At 69.7% G+C, this 25297-nt stretch carries 28 protein-coding genes and 1 pseudogene; 20 read left to right on the top strand and 9 right to left on the bottom strand.

Features of this window, described 5'->3' with window-relative positions; all coding sequences use genetic code 11:
- A pseudogene (locus tag I0C86_RS43475) lies at window positions 1–516 on the top strand (hypothetical protein); the annotation flags it as partial.
- Between the two features lie 46 nt (window positions 517–562).
- Here I0C86_RS43475 and I0C86_RS16655 read toward each other — a convergent pair.
- Window positions 563–1939, bottom strand: coding sequence for an extracellular catalytic domain type 1 short-chain-length polyhydroxyalkanoate depolymerase (locus I0C86_RS16655; RefSeq protein WP_196202144.1), 1377 nt, complete (start codon window positions 1937–1939; stop codon window positions 563–565).
- A gap of 468 nt (window positions 1940–2407) precedes the next feature.
- On the opposite strand from I0C86_RS16655, the gene I0C86_RS16650 reads away from it, so the two are divergent.
- The 5 genes from I0C86_RS16650 (at window position 2408) to I0C86_RS16630 (ending at window position 6828) form a co-directional block, all read left to right on the top strand.
- Window positions 2408–3379, top strand: a complete 972-nt coding sequence (locus I0C86_RS16650; RefSeq protein ID WP_196202143.1) for an ABC transporter substrate-binding protein — start codon at window positions 2408–2410, stop codon at window positions 3377–3379.
- A gap of 79 nt (window positions 3380–3458) precedes the next feature.
- Window positions 3459–4259 carry an ABC transporter permease gene (locus I0C86_RS16645; protein WP_196202142.1) on the top strand — a complete coding sequence of 267 codons (801 nt, stop codon included), beginning with the start codon at window positions 3459–3461 and terminating at the stop codon, window positions 4257–4259.
- On the top strand, window positions 4256–5104 hold the full coding sequence (locus tag I0C86_RS16640; RefSeq protein ID WP_323373682.1) for an ABC transporter permease: 849 nt from the start codon (window positions 4256–4258) through the stop codon (window positions 5102–5104). Before I0C86_RS16645 ends, I0C86_RS16640 begins: the two co-directional genes overlap by 4 nt.
- Before the next feature lie 19 nt (window positions 5105–5123).
- Window positions 5124–5906 carry an ABC transporter ATP-binding protein gene (locus tag I0C86_RS16635; RefSeq protein WP_323373681.1) on the top strand — a complete coding sequence of 261 codons (783 nt, stop codon included), beginning with the start codon at window positions 5124–5126 and terminating at the stop codon, window positions 5904–5906.
- A 34-nt stretch (window positions 5907–5940) separates the two neighbouring features.
- Window positions 5941–6828 carry a PaaX family transcriptional regulator gene (locus I0C86_RS16630; RefSeq protein WP_323373680.1) on the top strand — a complete coding sequence of 296 codons (888 nt, stop codon included), beginning with the start codon at window positions 5941–5943 and terminating at the stop codon, window positions 6826–6828.
- Here the strand turns inward: I0C86_RS16630 and I0C86_RS16625 are convergent.
- The 4 genes from I0C86_RS16625 to I0C86_RS16610 form a co-directional block, all read right to left on the bottom strand.
- Window positions 6734–8281: an acyl-CoA synthetase gene (locus tag I0C86_RS16625; RefSeq protein ID WP_230394262.1), complete on the bottom strand. Its 1548-nt coding sequence runs from the start codon at window positions 8279–8281 to the stop codon at window positions 6734–6736. The genes I0C86_RS16630 and I0C86_RS16625 overlap by 95 nt on opposite strands.
- 45 nt (window positions 8282–8326) lie before the next feature.
- Window positions 8327–8779: a MaoC family dehydratase gene (locus tag I0C86_RS16620; protein WP_196202139.1), complete on the bottom strand. Its 453-nt coding sequence runs from the start codon at window positions 8777–8779 to the stop codon at window positions 8327–8329.
- A gap of 81 nt (window positions 8780–8860) precedes the next feature.
- Window positions 8861–9748, bottom strand: a complete 888-nt coding sequence (locus tag I0C86_RS16615) for an amidohydrolase family protein (RefSeq protein WP_196202138.1) — start codon at window positions 9746–9748, stop codon at window positions 8861–8863.
- A gap of 27 nt (window positions 9749–9775) precedes the next feature.
- The gene (locus I0C86_RS16610) at window positions 9776–10702 is read right to left on the bottom strand and encodes an SDR family oxidoreductase (protein ID WP_196202137.1); all 927 of its coding nucleotides are present in this window, start codon (window positions 10700–10702) and stop codon (window positions 9776–9778) included.
- 86 nt (window positions 10703–10788) lie between these two features.
- On the opposite strand from I0C86_RS16610, the gene I0C86_RS16605 reads away from it, so the two are divergent.
- Window positions 10789–11256 (top strand): MarR family winged helix-turn-helix transcriptional regulator, encoded by a 468-nt coding sequence (locus I0C86_RS16605; RefSeq protein WP_196202136.1) that lies wholly within the window; start codon window positions 10789–10791, stop codon window positions 11254–11256.
- Between the two features lie 80 nt (window positions 11257–11336).
- Complete coding sequence (locus I0C86_RS16600; RefSeq protein WP_196202135.1) at window positions 11337–11759, top strand: GNAT family N-acetyltransferase; 423 nt, start codon at window positions 11337–11339, stop codon at window positions 11757–11759.
- A 278-nt stretch (window positions 11760–12037) separates the two neighbouring features.
- On the opposite strand, the gene I0C86_RS16595 is transcribed toward I0C86_RS16600, so the two are convergent.
- Window positions 12038–12985, bottom strand: coding sequence for a LysR family transcriptional regulator (locus I0C86_RS16595; protein ID WP_196202134.1), 948 nt, complete (start codon window positions 12983–12985; stop codon window positions 12038–12040).
- A gap of 70 nt (window positions 12986–13055) precedes the next feature.
- On the opposite strand from I0C86_RS16595, the gene I0C86_RS43470 reads away from it, so the two are divergent.
- Window positions 13056–13829, top strand: coding sequence for a class I SAM-dependent methyltransferase (locus I0C86_RS43470; protein ID WP_323373679.1), 774 nt, complete (start codon window positions 13056–13058; stop codon window positions 13827–13829).
- Window positions 13830–13840: 11 nt separating this feature from the next.
- Window positions 13841–14677 (top strand): class I SAM-dependent methyltransferase, encoded by an 837-nt coding sequence (locus I0C86_RS16585; protein ID WP_196202133.1) that lies wholly within the window; start codon window positions 13841–13843, stop codon window positions 14675–14677.
- Window positions 14678–14858: 181 nt separating this feature from the next.
- Here the strand turns inward: I0C86_RS16585 and I0C86_RS16580 are convergent, their stop codons facing one another.
- Entirely contained in the window at window positions 14859–15491 is a 633-nt protein-coding gene (locus I0C86_RS16580) for a CG0192-related protein (RefSeq protein ID WP_196202132.1), read from the bottom strand.
- A gap of 181 nt (window positions 15492–15672) precedes the next feature.
- Between I0C86_RS16580 and I0C86_RS16575 the strand changes: the two genes are divergently transcribed.
- The 8 genes from I0C86_RS16575 to I0C86_RS16540 all read left to right on the top strand — a co-directional run bounded on the left by I0C86_RS16575 (window position 15673) and on the right by I0C86_RS16540 (window position 21314).
- The gene (locus tag I0C86_RS16575) at window positions 15673–15912 is read left to right on the top strand and encodes a hypothetical protein (RefSeq protein WP_196202131.1); all 240 of its coding nucleotides are present in this window, start codon (window positions 15673–15675) and stop codon (window positions 15910–15912) included.
- A gap of 43 nt (window positions 15913–15955) precedes the next feature.
- The gene (locus I0C86_RS16570; RefSeq protein WP_196202130.1) at window positions 15956–16234 is read left to right on the top strand and encodes a hypothetical protein; all 279 of its coding nucleotides are present in this window, start codon (window positions 15956–15958) and stop codon (window positions 16232–16234) included.
- Between the two features lie 146 nt (window positions 16235–16380).
- Window positions 16381–16704, top strand: a complete 324-nt coding sequence (locus I0C86_RS16565) for an ArsR/SmtB family transcription factor (RefSeq protein ID WP_323373678.1) — start codon at window positions 16381–16383, stop codon at window positions 16702–16704.
- Window positions 16701–17195: an SRPBCC family protein gene (locus I0C86_RS16560; protein WP_196202129.1), complete on the top strand. Its 495-nt coding sequence runs from the start codon at window positions 16701–16703 to the stop codon at window positions 17193–17195. Before I0C86_RS16565 ends, I0C86_RS16560 begins: the two co-directional genes overlap by 4 nt.
- 344 nt (window positions 17196–17539) lie before the next feature.
- Window positions 17540–18529, top strand: coding sequence for an efflux RND transporter periplasmic adaptor subunit (locus I0C86_RS16555; protein ID WP_196202128.1), 990 nt, complete (start codon window positions 17540–17542; stop codon window positions 18527–18529).
- The gene (locus I0C86_RS16550) at window positions 18526–19338 is read left to right on the top strand and encodes an ABC transporter ATP-binding protein (protein ID WP_196202127.1); all 813 of its coding nucleotides are present in this window, start codon (window positions 18526–18528) and stop codon (window positions 19336–19338) included. Before I0C86_RS16555 ends, I0C86_RS16550 begins: the two co-directional genes overlap by 4 nt.
- Window positions 19335–20669, top strand: coding sequence for an ABC transporter permease (locus I0C86_RS45060; protein ID WP_196202126.1), 1335 nt, complete (start codon window positions 19335–19337; stop codon window positions 20667–20669). The genes I0C86_RS16550 and I0C86_RS45060 overlap by 4 nt, the downstream gene beginning before the upstream one ends.
- Before the next feature lie 192 nt (window positions 20670–20861).
- Complete coding sequence (locus I0C86_RS16540) at window positions 20862–21314, top strand: hypothetical protein (protein WP_196202125.1); 453 nt, start codon at window positions 20862–20864, stop codon at window positions 21312–21314.
- 79 nt (window positions 21315–21393) lie between these two features.
- Here the strand turns inward: I0C86_RS16540 and I0C86_RS16535 are convergent, their stop codons facing one another.
- Together I0C86_RS16535 and I0C86_RS16530 are read right to left on the bottom strand one after the other, a co-directional pair.
- Window positions 21394–22380 (bottom strand): ABC transporter permease subunit, encoded by a 987-nt coding sequence (locus tag I0C86_RS16535; RefSeq protein ID WP_196202124.1) that lies wholly within the window; start codon window positions 22378–22380, stop codon window positions 21394–21396.
- Entirely contained in the window at window positions 22377–23348 is a 972-nt protein-coding gene (locus I0C86_RS16530) for an ABC transporter ATP-binding protein (protein ID WP_196202123.1), read from the bottom strand. The genes I0C86_RS16535 and I0C86_RS16530 overlap by 4 nt, the downstream gene beginning before the upstream one ends.
- 118 nt (window positions 23349–23466) lie before the next feature.
- Between I0C86_RS16530 and I0C86_RS16525 the strand changes: the two genes are divergently transcribed.
- A complete protein-coding gene (locus tag I0C86_RS16525; protein WP_323373677.1) occupies window positions 23467–24606 on the top strand; it encodes a sensor histidine kinase in 1140 nt (379 codons plus the stop codon).
- On the top strand, window positions 24603–25259 hold the full coding sequence (locus I0C86_RS16520; RefSeq protein WP_196202121.1) for a response regulator: 657 nt from the start codon (window positions 24603–24605) through the stop codon (window positions 25257–25259). Before I0C86_RS16525 ends, I0C86_RS16520 begins: the two co-directional genes overlap by 4 nt.
- Window positions 25260–25297 lie beyond the last annotated feature (38 nt).

Genomic DNA, 25297 nt, shown 5'->3' with positions numbered 1-25297 from the left:
GGCCTTGTCGGTCAGGGCGTGGAGACGGTCGAGCACCATCAAGGAGCCCACGTGGTGATCGGCGCTCGCAACGCGGCACGCGGTGCGGACGCCGTGCGTGCATTACCCGGCAGAGGCAGCGTCCTCGCACTCGAACTCGCCAGCCTCCAAAGCGTGCGGCAAGCGACAAGCGACCTCCACAAGCGCTTCGAGCGACTCGATGTCCTGTCCTGGCCGGACCGGGCGATCCTGTCCGCCCTCGCCCGCCTGCTCCTCCGCCAGCTACGAGAACATCGAATCGTCACCCCGGCCACGTTGCTGAACTGGAGTTGGCGACGACGCTCGCGGTCCGGCGGAGCACTGCCCCGCCCACCGGTGCCCGGCGCCCGGCGCCGGCCAGCGGGACGGCGCCGCTGGATCACCGGGCCCTGCACTCACGCCGTCGGGGTGATCCGGGCGGGCCCGGCGTCACGCCGAGCCCGCCCGTTTCAGTCCGGCCTGGTTCAGATGTGTTGGATCTCGCCCTGCGGCTTGTAGACCTGCACGCCCTCGAACAGGGTGTTCGTCGAGGCGACCATGATCATCACACGAGCGGCACGAGGTTGAATCGCTGGTTGGTCTGTCCGTGGCAGTCGTACAACTGGACCTGCGCTCCGTTGGCTGTGCTCCAGACGTCCAGGCACCGCCCGGACTGCACACCACTGATGGTGCCGTTGGAATTGACGTTCCACTGCTGGTTGGTCTGACTGTGGCAGCTGTAGATCTGGATCGCCGCGCCGTTGCCGGAACCTGCCGCATCCAGACACATGTCGCCGTACACCCGTAGTTGCCTGTTCGAGGTATACGTCCATGACTGCTGGGACTGCCTGTTGCAGTCGTAGAGCCGCACCCGGGTGCCATTGGTACGTGAGGCGTTCGGCACGTCGACACACCGACTCGACTGCGCTCCGACGATCTCACTCGCGGAGTTGGGAGCGCCCGTGGGCGAAACGGTGGGGTTCACCGGCGGAGTGGTCGGGTTCACCGGGGGCGTGGTCGGGTTGGTGCGGTCGAGGCCGAAGAACTGGATGGCGACCCGCGCCATGCCGGCGGACGGCAGGCTGTGCCCGGCGCCCTGGATGGCGTACGCCTCGACCTGGGTGCCGAAGCGGCGGCGGTTCCAGTTGGCTTGCGGGGTGTCCGTGGAGGTGGGTGTCTGGCTCAGTCCGTGGACGTTGGTCCACTGCTCGATCGACTCCTGCAACAGGGAGTACGGTACGAGCGTGTCGTTGGTCCCGTGCCACAGCTGGATCGGTGGACGGGTGCCGGAGTAGCCGGGGTAGGCGCCGCGGACCAGGTTGCCCCACTCCTGTGGGGTGCGGTTCATGGTGCCGTTGGTGCACGGGCCGCCGGGCGGGTAGGCGGCTGCGTTGGCGAAGCAGCCGAACGGTACGCCCATGAAGGACGCGCCCGCCTTGAACAGGTCGGGGTAGACGGCGAGCATGTGCTGGGTCATCATGCCGCCGGAGGAGCTGCCGGTGGCGTAGACCCGGTTGATGTCGCCGCTGTACTGCGTTCGGGCGTAGTTGACCATCGACTCGATCGATACCGGGTCGCTGCCGCCGCCGCGCCGTTTGGACGCGTCCGACCAGGTGTCGAAGCACTTGCCGAATCCGGCTTCCTGCATGGCGCTCGGGTAGATGACGATGAATCCGTACTGGTTCGACAGGGACGCGAATTCGCTGCCCGAGTAGAAGCCGGGGCCCGAGCCGCCGCAGCCGTGCATGGCCACCACGATCGCCGGGTTGGCGGGGCGGTTGTCCGGCACGTAGATGTGCATGCGCATGCCGCCCGGGTTGTTGCCGAAGTTGCTCACCTCGACCAGTGACGCGGCGGACGCCGGTGACGACAGGACAAGGCCCCCGACCGCGAGGAGCACGGCGCTGGCGAGACCTACCAACGCCGCCCTAGTTCGTGACATGGACACCTCCATCGAGAATCATCGATACCGAACCTTATACAACTCTATGACGACCGTCAATATAACGCAAAACATCGATGGTTGGCGTGGTCGTCGCCGACCCGTCCGGTCTGCCTGAGTGGATGACCCGGGCGGAAGGCCTCGGCCGGTAATGTGCACTCCGGTGAATATTCGTGGCCGTCCACCCGGAGCCGACGGGATCGCGACGGATACCAGCCCGCCGGTCGGCGACGGCGGCGTTCCCGACGCTCGGGTCAGGCCGGGCGGCGGCGATCGCCATCGACTCGGTACCGGCTGGTTCAACTTATCCATGACGGGCGTCAGATATTCTTGACATTCCATGCTTCGTAGCTGACCATGGCCAACACAGCGGCGTGCCCGCCCCACGTCGCGAAGCCCACAACACCTGCAGGCCCGGGTCATCCGCCCGTTCGACGTACCCATCCCTGCCCAGGAAGGGCCCCGTCCATGAAGAAGGTCACCGCACTCGGACTTGTCGCCGGCGTCGTGTTCGCCCTCACCGGCTGTACGGATTCCGATGCCACCCCGTCCGACCAGGCCAGCGGCGAGCTACGCCGGGTCCGTGTCGCGGCGCTGCCCATCACCGAGACCGCCGCGCTCTGGGGCGGCATCAAGGCGGGCGTCTTTGCCAAGCACGGACTCAGGGTGGAGGTGCTGCCCGCCCAAGGAGGTGCGCAGGCCATCCCCGCCCTGATCAATGGCGACATCGACTTCGCCATCGGCCAGCCGTTCGGTGCGTTCAGAGCCGATCTGCAGGACCTCGGCGTCGTGATCCTCGGCAACTACGCATCGTCCTACCGGGACGGCGACGACATCAACGCCGTCGTGGCGTCGGCGAAATCGGGCATCACCAAGCCGGCCCAGCTCGCGGGGCGCAAGGTGGCGGTCAACAGCCTCGGTGCGGCGGGCGATGTCACGATCATGGCGGCGGTCGAGAAGGACGGTGGTGACCCGTCCTCCATCAAGTTCGTGGAGGTCGCCTTCCCGGACGTCCCGGCCCAGCTCGCGGCCGGCAACATCGACGCGGCCTGGGTGCCCGAACCCTTCGTCACGCAACTGCGTAGCCGAGGCGACGCCTTCGTCGTCGCGCCGTACCAGGCGGTCGTTCCGGGCCTCGCGACCCTCACCGTCATGGGTGCGACGAAGCTGAAGGAGTCCGATCCCGCGCTCGTCAAGGACTTCTCGGCGGCCATGAAGGAAACGCTGGGGTGGGCACAGGATCCCGCCAACGAGGTGCCGGTCCGTCAGGCCATCAAGGACAACCTCGAGCTTCCGGACCCGGTCGCGGAGTCGGTGAGGCTCCCGGCATTCGGCTGGGAACTCGACCGGAAGAGCATGGAGGCGCTCGCCACGCTCGCCGGGAAGTACCGGGTGCTCGACAGGCAACCCAACTTCGACCGTCTCATCCAGCAGCAGTAGCCGTCGCGCTCACGGCCTCCGTGAGGGCCCGGGAGACTGGGGAGGGCGTGATCGCCGAACCGACGACCACGGGAGTGATATGCGGGTCCTGTCCGCCCGACGTCTGCGCTCGACGCGCAAGGTGCTGCTGGGCGTCGTCGGCCTGGTGGGATTCCTCGTCGTCTGGCAACTGATCCCCACGCTGGGACTGATCGACCCGGAGTACCTGCCGTACGTCACGGACGTGCTCGCGCGCCTGGTGGAGGAGTTCCGCGACCTCGCGTTCTGGCGGAGGCTGGGACTCACCATGACGGCGTGGGCGATCGGTCTGACGGTGGCGACGCTCGCCGCGGTCGTGCTGGGAACGATCGTCGGACTGGTGCCCCTTCTCCGTCGTGCGACCCACACGATGGTCGAGTTCCTGCGACCGATCCCGTCGGTGGCGCTCATTCCCCTTGCCGTGCTGATGTTCGGCCTCCAGATGCGGGCCGCTCTCGTCATCATCGTCTACGCGTCGTTCTGGCAGGTGTTCGTGCAGGTGATCTACGGTGTCGCCGATGTGGACTCCGTCGCCCGCGACACCGCGCGAAGCTTCGGCCTCACCCTCCGCGAGCGCTTGTCGTACCTCGTGCTGCCGACGGCGCTGCCGTACCTTCTGACGGGCCTCCGACTCGCGGCGGCGGTTGCGCTCATCCTGGCGATCACCGCGGAGATGGTGATCGGCAATCCCGGCCTGGGGCGCATGATCGAGCTGTCCCGTTCCGCCGGGGACGCGGTCGGTCTGTACGCCCTCGTCGTGGTCACCGGGCTCCTGGGGCTCCTCGTGAACCTCGTCTTCCGCTTCATCGAGCGCCGCTCGCTGTCCTGGCACCAGTCGGTGCGAGGGGAGGAGGTCCTGTGACCCCGTACGCCGGCGAACCGGTGACCCCGTACGCCCGTGAGGTCGTCTCGGGGTCGCGCTTTCGCGGAGCAGGGATCCGGATTGCCGCGGGCTTCCTGTTCGCGTTCGGACTGCCGTTCCTGGCCCTGGTGGTCTGGGGTGTCTGGTCGACGAGGTCCACGAACCGGTTCTTTCCGGGCCCGCTCACGATCGGCGAGGCCTTCGTGGACACGTGGGTCGGTCGTGCGTTCCTCGATGACGTGCTGCCGAGCCTGTACCGGCTCGGTCTTGGCATCGTCGCGTCGATCGTCGTCGGCGTCGCCGCCGGTACCGTCATCGGCCTCTTCCGCTGGCTACGCGAACTGCTCGAGCCGCTGCTGGAGTTCTTCCGCGCCATACCGCCGCCGGTGCTGATCCCGGTCGCGATGCTCCTGCTCGGCATCACCGACTCGATGAAGGTGGTCGTCATCGTCTCCGGCGCGGTATGGCCGATCCTGCTGAACACCATCGAGGGTGTCCGGGCGACCGACAGCGTCATGACCGAAACCGCGGACTCATTTCAGATCACCTGGTGGGAACGGCTGTGGTTCCTCGTGCTCCCCGCGTCGAGCCCGCGAATCATGACGGGGGTTCGGCAGGGACTCTCGGTCGCCCTCATCCTGATGGTCATCTCGGAGATGTTCGCATCCTCCTCCGGACTCGGCTATCGGATCGCCTACTTCCAACGGAACTACCTCATCGCCGAGATGTGGAGCGGCATCCTCCTGCTCGGCCTTGTCGGCGTCCTCCTCGCCGTGGCCTTCGGTCTCGTCGAGCGGCGCGTTCTGCGCTGGTACCACGGAATGAGAGAGGTCACACGTGCCTGAACGGAGCACCCTGCTGCGGGTGGAGCACCTGCGGAAGATCTACGAATCCGCGACAGGCGACGTCGAGGCCATCGGGGACATCAGCTTTACGATGAACGCGGGCGAACTCGTCTGCGTCGTCGGTCCCTCCGGTTGTGGGAAGACCACCCTCCTGAAGTGTCTCGCCGGGCTGCTCCCGCCCACGAGCGGCCTCGTCGAGATGGACGGATCGCCGGTGCGGGGCCCGAGTCCCGCCATGGCCGTGGTCTTCCAGGAGTACGGCCGCAGCCTCTATCCGTGGCTGACGGTTCGAGGGAACGTCGAACTGCCGCTGCGCCACAAGAAGCTCTCCCGCGCGGAACGGGACACCCTCGTCACCGACGCGATCGAGGCGGTGGGTCTTCCGCACGCGGCGCGCAGTCATCCCTGGCAACTCTCCGGTGGGATGCAGCAGCGGGTGGCGATCGCGCGTGCCATCGCGTACCAGCCCGAGGTGCTGATCATGGATGAGCCGTTCGCCGCGGTGGATGCGCAGACCCGCGCGGACCTGGAGGACCTCGTACGCGAACTGCACACGACTCGCAGGATCTCGACCGTTTTCGTGACGCACGATATCGACGAGTCGGTCTATCTGGGCGAGCGTGTTCTCGTGTTGTCGAATTCGCCGACACGGGTGCAGGAGGATCTTGCGATCGACCTTCCGCCGGAGCGTGATCAGCTCACGACCAGGGCTCTGCGCCGTTTTACCGAGCTGCGGACGCACGTCTATGATCAAATCCAACGCGCCAAGCTCGGGCAGGTCGCCCCGCAGTCGGCGCGGTGACCGCACGACGACGGACTCGCAGAGGGGGAGGGCTGTGCGCAGTCGTCAGCCGAAGCAATTGTTGCTCGCGTTTTTCGGCGAGCATGTTGTCGATGACTCCCCGGGACCGATTCGCGCGAGCGTCCTGATCGGAGTGCTCGAAGGCGCCGGTGTCGGCGCGCCGGCAACGCGCGCGACCCTCGACCGGCTCGTACACAGTGGGATTCTCGCGCGTAGCAGGAGTGGCCGGGAAATTCTGTTCTCGCTCACCGAGCACGGCGTGGCGGTGCTGCGCGAAGCGACGTACCGGGTCCGCGGTCCGCGCCCCTTCGAGCCGCAGGGAGAGGGGTGGACACTCGTCACGTTCTCGATTCCCGAGGGTCAACGGACGCTGCGCCACAGGTTGCGTTCGAGTCTTACCTGGGAGGGCTTCGCGCCGATCCGTGACGGGTTGTGGCTCGCCCCGGGCGAGGTCGACCTCGTCGGGTCGCTGGAGCCGTTGCAGCAGGACCTTCCCCCCAACGCGGTCATCGCCTTCCACGCGCGGGAGCTCGCGGGGTTCCCGATCGGCGAAAGCGTGCGCGCCGCGTGGGACATCGAGGTGATCCGGCGCGAACACCTCGCGTTCATCGAGATGTGGAGCGAGCCGGCCGCGGCGGAACTGGCGCCGAGTGCCTTGACCGTGCGGACAATGCTCGTGGCGGATTGGCTCGCGTTGTTGCGCGCCGACCCGAGGCTGCCGCCCGAGTTCATGGATGCGGAATGGCCGGCCCCGCGATCAGCGGAGGTCTATCGGCACATGCACGAAGAGCTCGCTGATGCGTCCGCCGCGGAGTTCGCCGCCCTCGTCACGGCTCGGTCCGCGCCGAAGCGCCAAAACGGTCCCGCAGTTCCGCCTTTCGCAGCTTCCCGGACGCGGTCCGCGGCAACTCATCCACGATGACGACGTTGCGCGGCAACTTGTAGCGCGCGAGCTTGCCGTCGAGATGGTCCTGTACGGTGCCGGTGTCGACGGAGGCTCCGTGCCGCACGGTCATGATCGCCCACGGCACCTCCCCCCACCGCTCGTCCGGCACGCCGATCACCGCCACCCCGGTCACCCCGTCGATCTCGCTGAGCAGGAGTTCGACTTCGGCGGGATAGATGTTCTCGCCGCCCGAGATGATCATGTCCTTGATCCGGCCCGAGACGTAGAGGTAGCCGTCGGGGTCCAGATGGCCGAGATCGCCGGAGCGGAACCATCCGTCCGCCCTGAACGCGGCGGCCGTCGCATCCGGCAGTCCGTGGTAACCCGGGAAGACGTTCGGTCCCGCGATCTCGATCTCGCCGACGTGTCCGTGCGGAACCACCGCGCCGTCTCCGTCGGTGACCCGAACGTCGGTGAAAAAATGTGGCAGGCCGACACTGCCCTGCTTGCTGCGGGTCATCGTCGGTGGCAGTGAGGTCGCACCGGGCGAGGTCTCGGTCATCCCGTAGCCCTGGGAGAACGACAAACCCCGTTTCTCGTACGCGTTGAGGACGCGCGGGGGCACCGGCGATCCTCCGCAGGTGAGCTTCGCCAGCGTCGAGAGGTCGGTCGCGGCCCAGTTCGGATGCTCGGCCATCAGCTGGTAGGTCGTCGGCACCCCGCTGAGCATCGTGACGCCGTGCCGTTCGATCTGGGCGAGCGCGCGCCCCGGCTCGAACCCTCGCTCGAGAACGAGTGTGGCGCCCTTGAGGATGACCGGGAGCGCCCCCATCCCGAGTGAGGCGACGTGGAACAGGGGCGAGATCATCAGCGCGACGTCGGTCGAGACGACGTCGTAGTCGACGATGCAGTTGAGTGCGACCCAGGTGAGGTTCTCGTGGGTCAGCACAGCGCCCTTTGCCCTGCCGGTCGTACCGGAGGTGTAGAGGATCGCGGCGGGATCCCCGAGGGTGACTTCGACGTCGAACCGGTCGGCGGCGGCAGTCGTGCTGAGCAGACGGTCGAGTCCCGGACCGGCCGTGGTCCCATCGCCCGTCACGATGACGTGGGGGATCCGCGCGGCCGTTCCGGCGATGGAGACGCGTTCGGCGAACTCGGGGTCGTGGATCAGCAGACGCGTGCCCGAGTCCGCCAGGACGTGGGCGATCTCGGGCGGGGCGAGCCGTGTGTTGACAGGTACGAAAACGGCACCCAGCTTCGCGGCCCCGAACATCACCTGCAGGAACTCGGGGCTGTTCTCGCCCAGATAGGCCACGGCGTCGCCCCTGCGGATGCCGCGGTCTCCGAGCATCGTCGAGACCCGATCCGCCCCGTCAGCGAGCTGTCGATACGTCAGGTCCGACCGTCCGTCACAGATGAGGACGGCCTTGTCGGGTGACCTGAGCCGACGCTTCGCCAACCAGGTGCCGATTCCCTGCTGGTGCATCATCACTCTCCCCGGGTGGAGGTGCTGGTCATGCCGGGATCTCGGGGCCTACGCGTAGAACCGGTACAGGCCGCGCGCCACGACCGCGGGTTTGGCCGCCCCCTCGATCTCGATCGTCTGGTCGACGGTGATCTGGTAGCCGCCGGGAACCTCGGCGACCTCGGCGACGCTCGCCCGCATGCGAACTCGCGACCCGACCGTGACAGGAGCAGGGAACCGCACCCTGTCGAGGCCGTAGTTGACCTTCGTCGACACGCCCTTCACCTCGAGCAGCTCGGTCCAGAACGGGACGGCGAGGGAGAGGGTCAGGAAGCCGTGGGCGATCGGTGCGCCGAACGGACCGCTCTTCGCCCGTTCGGGATCGACGTGGATCCACTGGTGGTCGTCCGTCGCGTCCGCGAACAGGTTCACCTGGTCCTGGGTGACCGTCCGATACCCGGTGTAACCAAGATCAGTACCGGGGAGGTCGGCGAGCTGGTCGTAGGCGATGGTCGTCGTCATGGAGTTTCCTCTCGTTCTCGTCGCCCGGATGTGTCCGGGCAGCGGCGCCCGGATGTCGCGCCGAGCATCGTCACGGTCACGTCAGGTTCCGCTGTCCAATCCCAGCAGCCGGGCGGCATTGTCCTTCATGATGCCCGGGAGCACCTCGGGCTTGAGGTCTGTGCCCTCCACGTCACGCAGCCAGCGATCGGGGGTGAGCATCGGGTAGTCCGTGCCGAAGAGCACGCGGCGCTTCAGGATCGAGTTGGCGTAGCGCACCAGCGTCGCCGGGAAGTACCTGGGGCTCCAGCCGGACAGATCGATCCAGGTGTTGTGCTTGTGGGTCGCCACCGACAGGGCCTCGTCCTGCCAGGGCACTGACGGATGAGCCATGATGATCTGCAGCTCCGGAAAGTTCGCCGCAACGGGGTCGAGCAGCATCGGATTCGACAGCCCGAGCAGGAAGCCGTAACCCCCCGGCATCCCGGCGCCGATGCCGGTCTGTCCGGTGTGGAACAGCGCGGGAACGCCGGCCCGTTCGAGCAGACCCCACAGCGGCGCGTACTCCTCGTGACCCGGGTCGAACCCCTGCACGGTGGGGTGGAACTTGAATCCACGGACCCCCTCGTCCTCGATGAGCCGGGTCGCCAGCTCGAGCGCCGCTTCTCCGGTGCGAGGGTCGACCGATCCGAAGGGAATGAGCACGTCGGCGTGCCGGGACGCCGCCCGTGCGATGTCGACGCTCGAGATCGGCTCGTGGTCCAGTTGTGTGCGCGCGTCCACGGTGAAGACGACAGCGGCCATCCGGCGCTCACGGTAGTACCCCGCGATCGCGTCGACGGCGGGTCGTGGTCCGTCCGTCTTGAAGTACTTCGACGCCGCCGCCACGAGGGGATCGGGCAGTGAGGCGTGACCGTGGTCGTCGACCTCGATGTGCACGTGCATGTCGATCGCCGTGACGGCGTCGAGGTCGATGGCGGGCTGGTACATGGTGGGCGCCTTCGCGTTGTACGGGTGTCAGGAAGCTGCCGACTCGAGTTCCTCGGGAAGTTCCGGGAAGCTCTCGCCGACGCTCTGCATAGCCTCGGCGAACTCCGCCGGCCATGCCTCGACCAATGCGTCGTAGGTCCAGCCCCCCTCGCGGTAGGCGGTCAGCGCCGCCTCCGGGTGGGTCCAGATCTGGAGACGATCGCCTCCCACCCCGATCACCTGCCCCGTCACGGCCCTGGCCGCGTCGGAGCCGAGGAACGCGATGAGCCCGGCCGTGTCGCCCGACGTGCCGAACCCCAGATCGTGCCGGAAGAACGCGGGCACGGGGTCGCCCTTCGCCTCGGCCGCCACCGCCGTGGCGAAGTAGGGGATCGAGGCGGTCATGGCGGTGGCGGCGACGGGGATGACGGCGTTGGCGGTGATCCCGGCGCGCTTGAGCTCGAGGGCCCAGGTGCGGACCATGCCGACGATGCCCGCCTTGGCGGCCGCGTAGTTGGTCTGGCCGAAGTTGCCACGCTGTCCGGTCGGGGATCCGATACAGATGATCCGACCGCCCTCACCGACCGCCCGCATGTGCCGTACCGCTTCGCGCACGGTGGTGAAGGTGCCGCGCAGGTGCACGTTGATGACGGTGTCGAAGTCGTCGTCACTCATCTTCCAGAGCACGCTGTCGCGCAGGACACCGGCGTTGGTGACGAGGATGTCGAGTCGCCCGAAGCTCTCGACCGCCGTCCCGACGAGTTCCTTCGCGGTCTCGGTCGGCCCGACCGGCGCGACGACCGTGACGGCACTGCCGCCGAGCCCTCGGATCGTCGCGGCGGCGTCTGCTGCTGCCTGGGCGTCGACGTCGTTGACGACGACGGAGGCGCCCTGCCGAGCCAGCTCCTGCGCGTATGCGAGGCCGAGACCCCGACCAGATCCAGTGACAATAGCGACTTTGCCGTCCAAAGACATAGGACAAACTCCTTCGTGTCGAAGCCGATCTGAGCACGGACCGTTGAAAATGTCAATTATTGATGGGGCTTGCTATCATCGCCGCCATGTCCCCAATCGGGAAGACGCAGCCGACCGGAACCGCCGGCCTGCGGGACAGCGTGCTCGGCAGGGATCTCAGCTTCCTGCTCGCCCGCGCCAACGCCCTTACGCTCGCGGCAGCGAACGCCGCCCTCGCACAGCACGGGCTGAAGGCGCGGTCGTACTCCGTGCTCGCGCTGGCCGCCGACGACGTCCGCCCCACACAGCGGGAACTCGCCGAGTTCCTCCGACTCGATCCGAGCCAGGTCGTCGCCCTCGTCGACGAGCTGGAGAAGCGTCAGCTGGTCGAGCGCCGTACGGACCCCGCCGACCGACGCGCGAACGTCCTCGTCGTGACCGACACGGGTCGGGCCCTCTTCGCCCGCGCCCAGGAGTCCGCGCATGCCGTCGAGCTGGGCCTGCTGGCCGCCGTGACGCCTCAGGACCACGAGCGGTTGGCCGAACTGCTGCGGCTGCTGGCCTTCCCCACGTGACGGAGGCCCGGACCGGCCGCCAGGACGAGGCGGGCCAGGTCCTTCGGCCGCCGGCGACGGGCTCGTCCAGGATCGACCGGATGATCGTGCGGCGGGCCGGCGTGGCGGACGCGGCGGCGCTCGCGGAGCTACGCGGCATCGACGGGGACAAGCTCGGGGCGTACGCCGCTTGGATGGCCGCCCATACGGAGACGCACCTGCCGTTCGTCGCCGAGATCGAAGGGCACGTGGTCGGCGCCGCCTGGCTGCTTCTCGCGGAACGGGTGCCCAGTAACGAGTCCCTGGACCGGCGGTACGGCGACATCCAGTCGGTCGAGGTCCGCGAGGAGTACCGCAACCGCGGAATCGGCGGTGCGCTGATGGCCGCGATCCTGACCGACGCCCGCACGCGGGGTCTGCTGCACGTGACCGTCCACTCCAGTCGCCGGGCGGTCGACTTCTACCTGCGTAACGGCTTCAGCCATCACCGCCAGCTCCTGCTCTGGGAGCCGTCCGACTCCTGATCGCGATGACGAGCAGCGAGCCGGCGGCGGCCGTACCGACCACCCGCATCGGCCGGCGGCCGTTCCCGCGCTCAGGTTCCATTGGCATATGGTGCGAGGACAATCGGTGCAGGCAGCGGCCGGCACAGCGGCGAGAATGATTCGCGGTACTACGGCGCGTGTGATCGCAACGTGACCGCGTCTGTTCGGCCGGTCTCTCTGTTCGGCCGGTCTCTCTGTTCGGCCGGTCTCTCTGTTCGGCCGGTCTCTCTGTTCGGCCGGTCTCTCTGGCCGGGCGGTCACGGCCTGCGGAGCGCGAGATCGGCGAGGACCCCCAACATCGCGGTCACCGCGGGGGCCCGGAACGCCGGTGCGGCCGTCGCGGCGTACAGGCGGCGGGCCGGCAGGGCGGGGCTGGTGGGCCGGACCACCACATCGCGTCGCAGGGTCAGATGGGCCAGCGTCGGCATGAGCGTCACGCCCACCCCCGCCGCCACGAGTGCCTGTTTGCCGTTCCAGTCGTCACACCAGAACCCGATCCGGGGCGCGCCGCCGAGCGCCTCGGCGAGCGGGGCGATCGGGCCGAGACAATCGGGGTGTCCGCCCTCGATCCAGGTTTCCCCGCTCAGGTCCGCCAGCCGTACCCGGCGCCGCCGGGCAAGGCGGTGCCGGGTGGGAAGGGCGACCTGAAGCTCCTCGTCGGCCAGTGGAACCAGTTCGACGCCGTCGACCGTTGCCCGGGGCAGGTGGGTTCCGGTAGGGGCGTTCTTGGCCGCGTCCGGATCCCCGTACAGGTGCCAGTCGGTGACCAGGGCCAGGTCGATCCTGCCGTCTCGTACCGACGTCACCAGCGCCGCCTGCTCGGTCTGCCGCAGGCTGAGTGTCACGCCAGGATGGAGATCGCCGAACCGGCGAATGGCCTCGGGCACGAGGAAGGTGTTGGCACTCGGAAACGCGGCCAGGCGTAGCTCGCCCGACTCCAGCTCGGCGAAGGACGCCAGCCTGGTCTCCAGGGTCCGCAGCCGGGCCAGGGTGTCCCGCGCGAGTTCGACGGCGACCGCTCCGGCGGGGGTCGGCCGGACACCACGGGGTACGCGGCTGAACAGTCGAAGACCCAGTCGCCGCTCCAGACCCGCGATCTGACGGGAGACGGCCGGCTGGGTCAGCGAGAGCGCCGTGGCCGCACCGGAGAACGAGCCATGCTCGGCCACGGCGACGAGTACCTGCAACGACCAGGTGTCGAGCATGCGTCGAGCTTATGCCATCCCCAAGCAACCTGCAGTTGTGCTCATGCCAGGGCTGGTCGACGCTTGACCGGTGAATCCAACAGAGACGGCCCGGTACACCGGTCCGGACGACGCGACCGGCGTCACCGCCGCCCGGGTGGCGGGCCAACTGGCATTCCTGACCGACTGGCTGCCGCCGACGCCGGCCCGGATCCTCGACGCGGGATGCGGACGCGGCCACCTCGCACTCGCGCTGCACCGCGCCGGCTACGCGGTGACCGCGGTGGACACCGATCCCGAGGCGGTGGCCGTGGCCAACGCCCTCGGCGTCGACGCGGTCGAGGCCGACATCGCCCGGTACGAGGACGACCCGTTCGACGCCGTGCTGTTCTCCCTGTCGCTGCACCACACGGCCGACCTCACCGGCGCCGTCGAACGGGCCCGGACCCTGCTGCGCCCCGGCGGGATCCTGGTCGTCGACGAGTTCGCCTGGGAGCGGGCGGACCCCGCCACCGCCGCCTGGTTCTACGACATGGCCGCCGTGCTCACCAGCACCGGGCGACTGACGCCCGGCACTGACGGCGATCTACCCGCCGCACCCTATCCGCGATGGGTCGGCCAGCACCGCGACGCCCTGCGCCTGCACACCGGCACCACCGTCGTCGAGGCGATCGAAGCGGCCTTCGACATCCGCACCATGGCCCGGGTGCCGTACCTGCACCGCTATCTCGGCGACCGGCTCAGCGACGACGGTCCCGGCGTACCGGTATTCACCGCACTCACGCAGATCGAGCGGCTGCGGATCGCCGACGGCGGGCTCGCCGCCGTCGGCCTGCGCCTGCTCGCCCGGCCCCGACACTTCTGAGAGGACCCGACGTGACACACATCGTCAACACCGAGCAGGCCACGGCGTGGAACGGCCCCGAAGGTGCCCACTGGGCCGAACAACGGGGCAGTGACGACGCCGTGAACGTCGAGCTGACCAGGGCGTTGCTTACCGCCGCCGAGATCGGACCGGTGGACCAGGTCGTCGACGTCGGCTGCGGGACCGGCGACAGCAGCCGGGAGGCCGCCCGGCTCGCCGCGCAGGGACGGGTTCTCGGCATCGACCTGTCGGCGGTCATGCTCGAACACGCCCGCGCCGCCACGACCGCGGCGGGCCTGTCCAATGTCGCGTTCGTCCAGGCCGACGCCCAGGTACACCCCTTTGCCGCCGGGCAGTTCGACGTGGCGATCAGCCAGTTCGGCATCATGTTCTTCACCGAGCCGGTGGCGGGATTCGGAAACATCGGCCGGGCACTCCGGCCCGGCGGCCGGATCGCCTTCCTGTGCCCGCGCGACATGGCCGCCAACGCCTGGTACGTGGCACCGCTCTCCGCCCTGCAGACCCGACTGGGATCCGGCAGCCTTCCCGACTCACAGATGTTCTCGCTGGCCGACCCGGCACACCTGACCGAGGTACTGACCGGCGCCGGCTTCGTGGACGTACGACCACAGCCGCTCGACGTACCGATGGAGTTCGGCGCCAGCGCGGATGTGGCGGCCGAGTTCTATCTCGGCAGTGGGCCGGTCCGGTCCGTTCTGGAGCGGAATCCGGAGTTCGCTGCCGAGCTGGCGCGGGACATCCTCGTCCAGGCCCTGCGACCGTACGAGAGCCCGGACGGAGTCCGGATTCCCGGCGCCAACTGGCTCGTCACCGCCGTCCGGCCCTGACATGGTCGGAAGGGCTGCGCCACGAGCGCTCGGATCCTTGCCTGGCCGGGGTGCTCGGGGCCGTGGCGGTAGCCGGCTGCCTCGCGGTTCTCGCCGTCGGATTCGTCCACCCCCGCGGCCGGAGCCGGCGGCATGCGGGGGGTGCGGCAGTGGTCTGAGCGCCGGCACGACGGGGCCGGCCTCAGCGTGTCGCGGCGTACGCCAGCGGTACCGGCGTCGGCTGACCGTTCCAGGTGCCCGTCAGGGCGGCACCGGGAAGCCTGTTGCCGTCCTCGAGGCGACGGACGACGGCCAACTGCACGGAGTTCGTCACGATGAGCGTGGGCTCGTCCTCGACGACGCGCCGAATCCCGTCGATGACGGGGAGGTCGGCATCCTCGACGCCGCTGCCGGCGACGAACATTGTGGGCTCCCGGCGCTCGAGCCGGCCGTCGACCTCGATGAACTCCTCCGCCTGCCCGCCGCCCGTGTAGATGGCGCTGGCCAGCGCCGCCGCGTAGACGGAATCTCCGCACGCGTCGTACACCCAGCGCTGACCGAGGACGGAGTGTTGGGTGGTGCCGATCAGCCAGCCGTCGCCGTCGTCCAGGGGTGCGTCGCGGTACGTGAGCGGGACCTGGTGTACCGGCCCGTCTCCAGCGCTCACGAGCATCGTCTCGATCCCGACCGCGCCAGCGGGGTCGTCGAACCGGTAGGCGGCCACCCGCACGACGTCGGCATCGGCGGGCCCTCGGTACCAACCGCGGCCCGGCAGCCACGCTGCCAGGAGTTCGAGTTTCGTGGGCCGCAGTTCCGCGCGGTGTAGCAGTGCCATGGGCGGAATGGTAGAGGCAGGGCGGTGCCCGTAGCCCGCCGACCTCCACGAACACCGTCGTCGGACGACGATGATGTGGTGGGCGCGGGCGGCCCGGTGCTGTGCGAGGCTGGCCCGCTCGTCCCGGATCGACGTATCCTGAACTCTCCGCCTCCCCTCGGACCGTGTGGAGGTCGACCCGATGAAGCCAACCCCGGCCCGGGCTGCACTCGCCGCCGTCCTGGTTTCCGTCTGCGTGGGTGCGCTGGCCGCCTGCGCGGAGGAGCACAGGGAGATCCGGACCCGGTGCGACGGACCGAACATGGTCTACGAGGCGTGGCGGATAGCGGCCGATGACGACGATCCGCAGCTTGAACTGCGGCAGGTGAAGGTGGTCCCGAACGATCCGCGCTGCGCGACTGTCAGTCCTTCACCGTCGTGAGTCTCGACGGACCCCGCTGGACCAGGTTCTGGAGGCCGACCAGATGAAGCTTGTACCGATCCGGAGTGCCCGAGCGGTCGGCATCGCGGCCCTGGCCGGCGTGGCCCTGTCGACGGGCGCCTGCGGTGACGAGAGCGCGGAGATCCGGACCCGGTGCGACGGACCAAACATGATCTACGAGGCGTGGGTGGACGAGCCCGGCGAGATCGGCCTGGAGTTCAGAGAGCTCTACGTGGTGGCGAACGATCCGCGCTGTCTCCCGGCCGGTTCTACTCCTACGGCGACTCCCCAGCCGGCGACCCCCCAGCCGACGACGTCGTGACCGCCGGGCCCGACGTCACCGGCGTACCTGCCGACGTGGGGCACCCGGTCGGTGCCGTTGTTCCGGGCGTGGAAGAAAACGGTCTCGGGCGTACCGGGCCGTGAGGGTTCTTGACCCGTCCATCCGTAAGTTGTAGCTTACCGTTCGTGCCTACTTACCGAACTGATGACGGCTGGGACGCGTTGGGGGACCCGACGAGGCGGGCCATCGTCGCGTGCCTGGCCGAACGGCCGCAGGCCGTCGGTGAACTCGCCGACGCGTTGCCGATCAGCCGGCCTGCGGTGTCCCAGCACCTGAAGGTGCTCAAGGACGCCGGACTCGTCACCGACCGCGCCGCCGGGACCCGTCGGGTCTACCGGCTCAATCCGGCCGGCGTGGCCGCATTACGCGATCAACTCGATACGTTCTGGAACCGCGCGCTGGACGGTTATCAGGACGTCGCCGAGCAACCCACCGGGGAGAAGTCATGACAGGAGCAGAAGCAGAAGCAGCCGAAGTCGTCGTGCGCCGGCACATCGTCGTCGCGGCGCCGGTCGATCGAGCCTTCACCGCCTTCACCGAGCGGTTCGGCGACTTCAAACCGCCGGAGCACAACCTTCTCCGTGCCGCCATCGCCGAGACCGTGTTCGAGCCGAAGGTCGGCGGACACATCTACGATCGGGGCGTCGACGGCACTGAATGCCGGTGGGCGCGGGTCCTGGCCTACGACCCGCCGCACCGCGTCGTCTTCAGCTGGGACATCAGCCCGCAGTGGCAGGTCGAGACCGACCCGGACAACGCCAGCGAGGTCGAGGTCACGTTCATCGCCGAGACCCCACAGCGGACCCGGGTGGAACTGGAGCACCGCCACCTGGACCGGCACGGCCCCGGCTGGCCGGCCGTCAGGGACGGCGTCGCCAACGACGGAGGATGGCCACTGTACCTGGCCCGTTACGCGGCCCTGTTCGCCGAAGACAGCTGATCGTCGCCGATCAACGGCATGACCCACGTGGAGCGGTCCGGGCCGGTTTTCGCCCGCACCACCGACCCGGTCCGCTTCGCGGTCGACTTCGAGGGACACGACGGCAAAGCACGCCGTTCTGGTTCCAGGGCATCTACGTCCCTGGATTCCTTCCGGGGTCGACGGGTACGCGGGTCCGTGGCCGAGCGCCCATTCTGGTTTGATACCGCAGTGACCGTGCCGGTTGACACCACAGCACCGCCATGTCGGTCCACGCCGGAATAGTCCGGTGTCGGACGCAACCTTCTGCCGGCACGCAGCGTCTTGTCAGATGTCCGTCCGGACATTTTCAGTGAGGGGTGCCGGTGCGAAGGCGACTACTGCTGCGTTCGTGTGTCCTCGTGCTGGTGGCCAGCGTCGCCGGCTGCAGCGAGTCGGGCCCGGAGGCGGACACTCCGGCTCTTGCGCCCCGCGGCACGGCCATGACCACGGCGAAGCCGACCCGCCAGGACCTCGACAACCGGGTGAGCCTGTCCGGCAAGGTCACCTTGAACCCGGTGTTCGGAGTGGTGGCTCCCACCGCCGGGGAGATCCGGTACCGCGATGTCGAGGTGCCGGAAAGCACACCGACCAAGCCGACCAGGGTGGCCAGTGTCTGGGCGAAGGGCAGGCCGAACCGCGTCGAGGTGCCGGCCGGCGCGGTGTTCGCCGGTCGACTGGCGGACGACCGGTCCAAGGTGACCGCCGGGATGCCGGTGGTTTCGGCCAAGCGGATCGGGTACGGGCTGGTGGCCGACATCGACGGCTCCCAGGCGTACCAGATCTCGGATTCGCTCACCACCGTGCAGGCCCAGATCAAGAATGGTCCCGGACCGTTCGCCTGCAAGGTTCTCGGCACCATCGCCGCGCTGCCGGCCGGCACGGTCCCGATACCGGAACCCTCCGTCGATCCCTCCGCCGACCCGTCGGCCCCGCCCGTGCCGGTGGACCCGGGGCAGCCGGTCCAGCCCTCGGAGCCGACCGGCATGCGGCTGGTCTGCACGGCGCCCTCCGGAGTGAAGCTGATCAACGGTGCGAACGCGACGATCGAGGTGGTGACCGCCCGGGCCAAGAACGCGCTGGTACTGCCGGTCGAGGCGGTCGCGGGAGGTCAGGGCAAGGGCAAGGTGGACGTGGTCGGCCCGGACGGCACCCGGGAGACCCGGGACGTCGTACTCGGATTGAGTGACGGCAAGGTCGTGCAGATCAAGTCCGGTCTCACCGGCGACGAGACGGTCGCCCTGCCCGGCCCCGACCTGCCGTCCGCCAAACCCGTCGAACCGGGTGGGCCCCTCGACCCGAAGAGTGGGAAATGACGGATCTGCTGGAGTTGCACGGCATCACCAAGACGCTGAAGGGGCAACAGGCACCGCGCACCATTCTCGACGGCGTGGACCTGACCGTCGACAGTGGTGAGAGTGTCGCCATCCTCGGCCGGTCGGGTTCGGGCAAGAGCACCCTGCTCAGCCTGATCGGCCTGTTCGACCGGCCGGACACTGGGCGCTATCTGCTGGGTGGCCGCGATATCAGCCGGGTCGCGGAGCGCCGGGCCGCGGCGCTGCGCAGCGCCGAGTTCGGTTTCGTGTTCCAGCGCTTCTTCCTGCTCAAGCACCTTACCGCCGCCCAGAACGTGGCGATGGCTCTGGTCAACGGCCAGGGTTGGCTGCCCCGCCGCAAACGCCGGGCCCGGACGATGGCAGCGCTCGACCAGGTCGGCATCGCCCACCTTGCCAAGCACCGACCGGCCCGGCTCTCCGGCGGCGAGCAGCAGCGGGTGGCGGTGGCTCGGGCGCTGGTCCGGGAACCGCGCCTGCTCCTGGCCGACGAGCCCACCGGCGCGCTGGACACCGAGACCGGCAACCTGGTGATCGAGGTGATGCGCGCGGCCACCGACCGGGGTTGCGGCCTGATCCTGGTCACCCACGACTGGGACCACGCCAACAAGATGCAACGGGTGCTGCAGCTCACCGACGGAACGCTCAACCCGGCAATCGACACCAGGGGTACGACGCCGACACCAGCGGTCGCGTCGCCCCCGGAACCGGCTGCGGCGGCATCGGCGTCCGCCACCGTGCCGGGCAGGACCGGGCAGGACGACGCCGGGCTCGACGGGATGTTCCGGTGATCCGGCTCTCCGGGCGGTTCCGGTCCGCGGTGATCATCGGACTACAGGGCATCCGGGCCCGGAAGATGCGTACCTTCCTGTCGATGGTGAGCCTGTTCCTCGGAGTGCTCGCCGTGGTGGTGGTCCAGGCCGGGGCCGAGACCCTCGAACGTGCCCAGCTCGCCGACCTGGAACTGCAGGTCGGCAAGGACGGTACCCGCCAGGCGTACCTGCCGGGAAACCCCGACACCCTCCGGATCAGCAACGACACCCTGACGGGCCGACCGGACGCCGTCGCGATCGCCGCCCGGCAGGCGGTGATCGGAGAGCCCGGGGTGACCCCGGTCAATCCGGGCGGGTCCCCGTTCGACCAGCCCGGCAACGGTCCCTATCCGGCCGGTCCGGACGGGTCGGTGGTCTGCGACGGGAACGGCTACTGCCGGCCGTTGCCCTCCGGTTCCGACGCGGCCGACGGCCCCGTGCCCGGTCAGGCGATCGAGTTGACCCTCAGCACGCTCACCGGCGACATTCGTCAGTTCAAGCCGTTCCGGCTGGTCTCCGGACAGTGGCTGGACTTCTCCGGGGAGCCGTCGCTGTCCCCCCGACTGGTGGTCAATCTCGAGGCAGCCAAAGGCTTCGGCCGGCACCAGGTTCCGGCCGAGCTGTGGACGGAGGGGGCGACCGCCAACCCGACCCCCCGGATCATCGGCGTGGTCGACGACGGCAACCAGACCCCGGCCGCGTACACCCGGGCGGACGAGCTACAGAACTGGGTGAGCGCCTCGGCCGGCACCAGCAACTACGGCCCAGGGGTCCAGGTGATGCTGGCCCCGACGGCGGGCGACGTGGAACGGTTGCTGCAACTGCGGTTCGCCGCGGTCGGAGTTCCTTCGGAGCAGATCCACTTCGAAACCGTTCAGGCCCGCCAGAATATCGCCAGGGACCTGGCGCTGATCCGCTGGATCTTCCTGGGCATGGCCGCTCTGGTGCTGCTCATCGGCGTGGCCGGCATCCTCAACGTCGGGCTGGCGACCGTCGGTGAACGGGTCGAGGAGTTCGCGCTGCGGCGCGCGGTCGGTACCTCACGGCTGCTCCTCGCCGGCATCGTGCTCGCGGAGACCCTGCTGATCGGCCTGCTCACCGCCGCCGTCGCGATCGGGGCGTCCGCGTTCGCGCTGTCGGCGGCCGGCACGCTGCTCGGCGACCAGGTGCCGTTCCTCGCCGACGTCGTGTTTCCGTGGCGGGCGGGAGTCGCCGGGATCATCGCCGGACTGGTCGCCGGGCTGCTCGGCGGGCTCATCCCGGCGATCCGGGCGGCCCGCATCCCGATCGCGACGGTGATGCGCGCCTGACAGCGGGGCGTGCGGTCTTTCCTCCCGGCTGAGCTGCCTGTCCGTTCCCCGGCGGCGCGGGGCCGATCTGCCGCCGCATCGCCCGCATGCCTGCCCGCCGGACGGGAACGCCGGTACATCCGAGCCAGACCCATACGTGCCGGACCGCGCCGGCGGTCCGGCCCGGACGACCCGGCAGCGAGGATGGTGGGGATGAGCGCGAAGAAGCGACCGGTGGACTCCGAATCGAGCGGCCAGCTCGGGCCGATCGACCAGCCGGACGGTGCGGGCGACGGGGGGCGCGGCCCGCAGTCGGTACAGCCGTGGGGAACCACCGGCGGCACCGCAGATCGGGACGCACCATGGGGTGCGGCCGAGGACTCACCGTTGGACGAGGGCAGCGAGGAGGCCGGCCTGCCGCCCGGGCGGCGCGGCGAACGCCGGGCCGACGAACAACCGGTCCCGTGGCCGCCGGAATCGGGCCGGCACGGCTTCGGCCCGGTCGAGCCGACCCGGGTACCCGAGGCCGGCCCCGGCGCCGCTCCGCCGGACCCCGCGCCGGCCCGCCGCCTGATCCCCGACGACACCACCCTTGACGACCTGCGCAACAACCCGCTGGAGGAGCAGACCGGGATGCACTCCGAGGGCGTCGCCCGGCACGAGTAGCGCACCGCGACCAACCACCCGGCATGCGGTGCCGGACGGCGCCGGAGGAATGCGGCGCCGCCCGGTCCCGGCTGTCGGGTCAGCGGAAGCGCCCCTGGATCCGCCACAGCCCGAAGCCCGTCAGCAGCCCGCCGAGTGCCAGGAAGATGGCCGATTCGAGCCACTGGAACGACCAGTAGCGGTCGGCCGGGTGGTACGACCCCACGACGTGCAGGTCGAGGCTGGCCAGGCACTCCGGGACCGCGTCCGGGCCGAGCAGCACGCACTCGTGGTAGCGGGTCGGCTCGACCGGCCCGCCGTTCGAGTCCAGGAGTTCGCCGTGGGACACCACCCAGGCGTTCGGGATCTGCACACCCCTGACGGTGGCGTCGGCCTTCATCGAACTCAGGTTCCGGACCGTCTCGGCGGTCATCGGCTGTGTGACGCTGACCGGCGGGCGCAGGTGCGGGCGGACCAGCATCGGCATCACGATCTGCGCCACCGCGAAGACCACCACGGTGAGCGCCATCGCCGGCACCGTACGACGGATCGTCAGCCCGAGGATCGCGCCGAGCACGACGGCGAAGGCCGCGTACCCGACGGGGGCGAGATTGCGGGTGCCGAACAGCAGCGTCGTGAACCGGTCGGCCGCCACCTGGTCGTACGGGCTGGCCGCCCAGGTCAGCAGGAGGCTGAACAGGCCCGTCGCGGCCATCCCGGCCACACCGACGACCAGCAGCTTGACCGCCAGCCACCGGCGTCGGGTCAGGCTCTGGTTCCAGGCCAGGCGGTGCGTGCCCGCCTCCAGTTCCCGGGTGACCAGCGGCGCGCCCCAGAACGTTCCGACGATCCCGGGAACGGCGATGAGCAGGCCGTCGAGGAGATACAACCGGGTGCTGTACCGCTGCGTGAACTCGTTCATCGGCGCCGTGCAGCCGTCGCCCAGGCTCTGACACAGGGCGGGGGCGGCGTCGTACGAGTGCCGGATCTGCATGCCGAGGATCACCAGATAGATCGCGAGCGCGGTCAGGGCCACGGCCCCCACCACCGCCTGGGTACGGAACTGCCGCCAACTCATCCAGATCATCGGGCGGCCTCCCCGGCCATCGTCCTGGAGCCCGCGGCGGACACGTCGGCCGCCCGGCTCAGATAGCTGAGCACCAGTTCCTCGAGCCGGAGACTCTCGACGCTCCACGGCCCTGCCGGACGGGGACCGTCGGAACGCACCACGAGGCTGTGCCCCCGATCGGTCTGCTCGACCCGGATGACCTCGATCCCGGCGGGCAGCCGGTCGACCTCGATCCCGGCGGGCAGCCGGTCGACCTCGACCCCGGCGGGCAGCCGGTCGGGCCCGCCGCCCGGCGCGACCAGCCGGTGGTGGCTGGCCAACAGGTCCCGGACGTCACCGGCGACCTGGACCCGGGAGCCGGCCAGCACGATCAGGTGGTCGCAGACCCGCTCGACGTCGGCGAGCAGGTGCGACGACAGCAGGGCGCTGGCACCGAGTTCGGCGACGAACGCCATCAGGTTGTGCAGGAATCCGTCCCGCGCCAGCGGATCGAGCGCCGCGGCCGGCTCGTCGAAGATCAGTAGCTCGGGGCGCTTGGCGACGGCGAGGGTCAGGGCGAGCTGGGCCCGCTGGCCGCCGGAGAGCCGGCCCGCCTTCTGCCGCGGATCCAACCCGATCTGCCCGATCCGGCGGGTCGCCAGGCCGGCGTCCCAGGACGGGTTGAGCCTGGCACCCATCCGCAGGTGGTCGGCGACGGTCAGCGCCGCGTACACGGGGGTGTCCTGGGCGACGAACGCGACCCTGGCCAACTGGGTCGCGTTCGTGGCGGGACGGGAACCGAGCACCTCGAGTGTGCCCGAGGTCGGCGTGATCAGCCCGCAGGCCAGTTGCAGCAGCGTCGACTTGCCGGCCCCGTTGGGGCCGACCAGGCCGATGACCCGGCCCCGGGGGATGTCGAGGTGGCAGTCGGTCAGCGCCGGGCGGCGGCCGTACCGCTTGGTCAGGCCGTCGGCTCTGAGCACGGGAGTGGAATCGGTATGTGGCATCGGCTCATCCTGGAGAGCCGGCCGGCCGCCGGCATCGGTCCTCGGCACGGTTCGCGCCGCTGGTGACCGTACTTTTGACCGGTTCGACACCCCGGGGAGATCTCCTAGCCTGACGGGTGTGACGATTCGGAGGCGAGCGGCCGGGCGGACCGTGATCGCGGTCGAGGCCGGACTCGCCGCCCTGTTCGGTGTGGTGCTCGTCGGCCAGGCGGTCGCGATCAGGCAGACCTGGGGCGGCGACTACTGGCAGTTCGAGTGTGCCGCGGGGTTGGCGGTCTGTGTGATCGCGCTGCTCCGCCGCCGGCATCGGGCCTGGTCGGCGGTTGCCGGCCTGGCCCTCGCCGCAGTCGCCATCCTGGTCGCCAGACTCGCCGAGCTGCCCGGCGAGCCCGGCCCCGCCATGGTCCTGGGCCTGTCCGTGCTGGTCGGATCGGCGATCAGAACTCTTCCGGTCCGGTTGGCCGGCGCTGTCGCGGCCGGCGGACTCGCGGTGGTCGCCGGCACCTGGCTCGGTGTCCAGCCGGCCTCCTCCGGCGCGGTGATCGGGCTGAACGCGGCGGGATTGCTGGCCGCCGTCGCCGTCGGGCTGGGGTTACGGCTGCTCGACGCGGGCCGCCGGGCAACCGCCGACCAGGTGCGTCGCGAGGAGCGGCTGGAACTGGCCAGGGAGCTGCACGACGTCGTCGCCCACCACATCACCGGCATCGTGATCCAGGCCCAGGCCGCCCAGATCGTCGCCCGGAAACGCCCGGAAGGGGTGCAGGACTCGCTGGCGGGCATCGAGGCGGCCGGCTCGGACGCGCTCGCCGCGATGCGCCGCGTCGTCGGCCTGTTGCGGGACACCGACGACGCGGCCCCGGCCAACCCCGGCCCGGAACAGCTCAGCGAACTGGTCAAACGCTTCGACGGGCCCGGCCGTACGGTACGGCTGCGCCGGCCCGACGACGAGCCGGCCTGGCCGCCCGAGGTGACCAGCACCGTCTACCGGGTGGTTCAGGAGTCGCTGACCAACATCTCCCGGCATGCCCCGCACGCCCACTCGGTCACCGTCAGCATCGCCCAGGATCCGCGGGCCATCACCGTCGAGGTCGTCGACGACGCGCCACCCGCCCCGGCCCGTTACCCACACCGTGGCGGATACGGCCTGATCGGGATGCGGGAACGGGTCGAGACCCTCGGCGGCACGCTCTGCGCCGGCCCGCGTCCCGACGTCGGTTGGTCGGTCCTCGCCACCCTGCCCGCCCCGGAGCCCCGATGACGATCAGTGTCCTGCTCGCCGACGACCAGGCGATGGTCCGCAGCGGTCTGCGGTTCATCCTGGAGGACCAGCCCGACATCAGCGTCGTCGCCGAGGCGTCGGACGGGGTGGAGGCGATCGAGCTGGCCCGGCGGCTGCGCCCGGACGTGTGTCTCGTGGACATCCGGATGCCCCGGCTCGACGGGATCGAGGTCACCCGCGCCCTCGCCGGCCCCGGAGTCCCCAACCCGCTCCGGGTGATCGTGGTGACCACCTTCGACCTCGACGAGTACGTCCACGGCGCGCTGCGGGGCGGCGCGGTCGGCTTCGTCCTGAAGGACGCCGGCCCCGCGCTGCTCGTCGAGGCCGTCCGTGCCGCGCACGTCGGTGACGCCCTGGTCTCGCCGTCGGTGACCCTACGGCTGCTGCGCCACCTCACGGCCGTCGGAGCGCCTGCCGCGCGCCTGCCGGGGCGCCCGCTGTCGGAACGGGAGACCGAGGTCGTCCGGGCCGTCGCCCGAGGCCGGAGGAACCAGGAGATCGCCGCCGAGTTGTTCATCTCGGTGAGTACGGTCAAGAGCCACGTGTCCGGCATCCAGACGAAGCTCGGCGTACGCAACCGGGTCGAGATCGCCGCCTGGGCGTGGGAGAACGGCATCGCGGGAAACCCGTAGCGAGCCGATCAACGGACGTCTCGGGCCGTCTGGCGTCG

Source organism: Plantactinospora alkalitolerans (assembly GCF_015690345.1).
Taxonomy (GTDB): domain Bacteria; phylum Actinomycetota; class Actinomycetes; order Mycobacteriales; family Micromonosporaceae; genus Plantactinospora; species Plantactinospora alkalitolerans.
The sequence above is the reverse complement of the archived record's forward strand: the minus strand, read 5'-3'. Positions and strand labels throughout refer to the sequence as shown.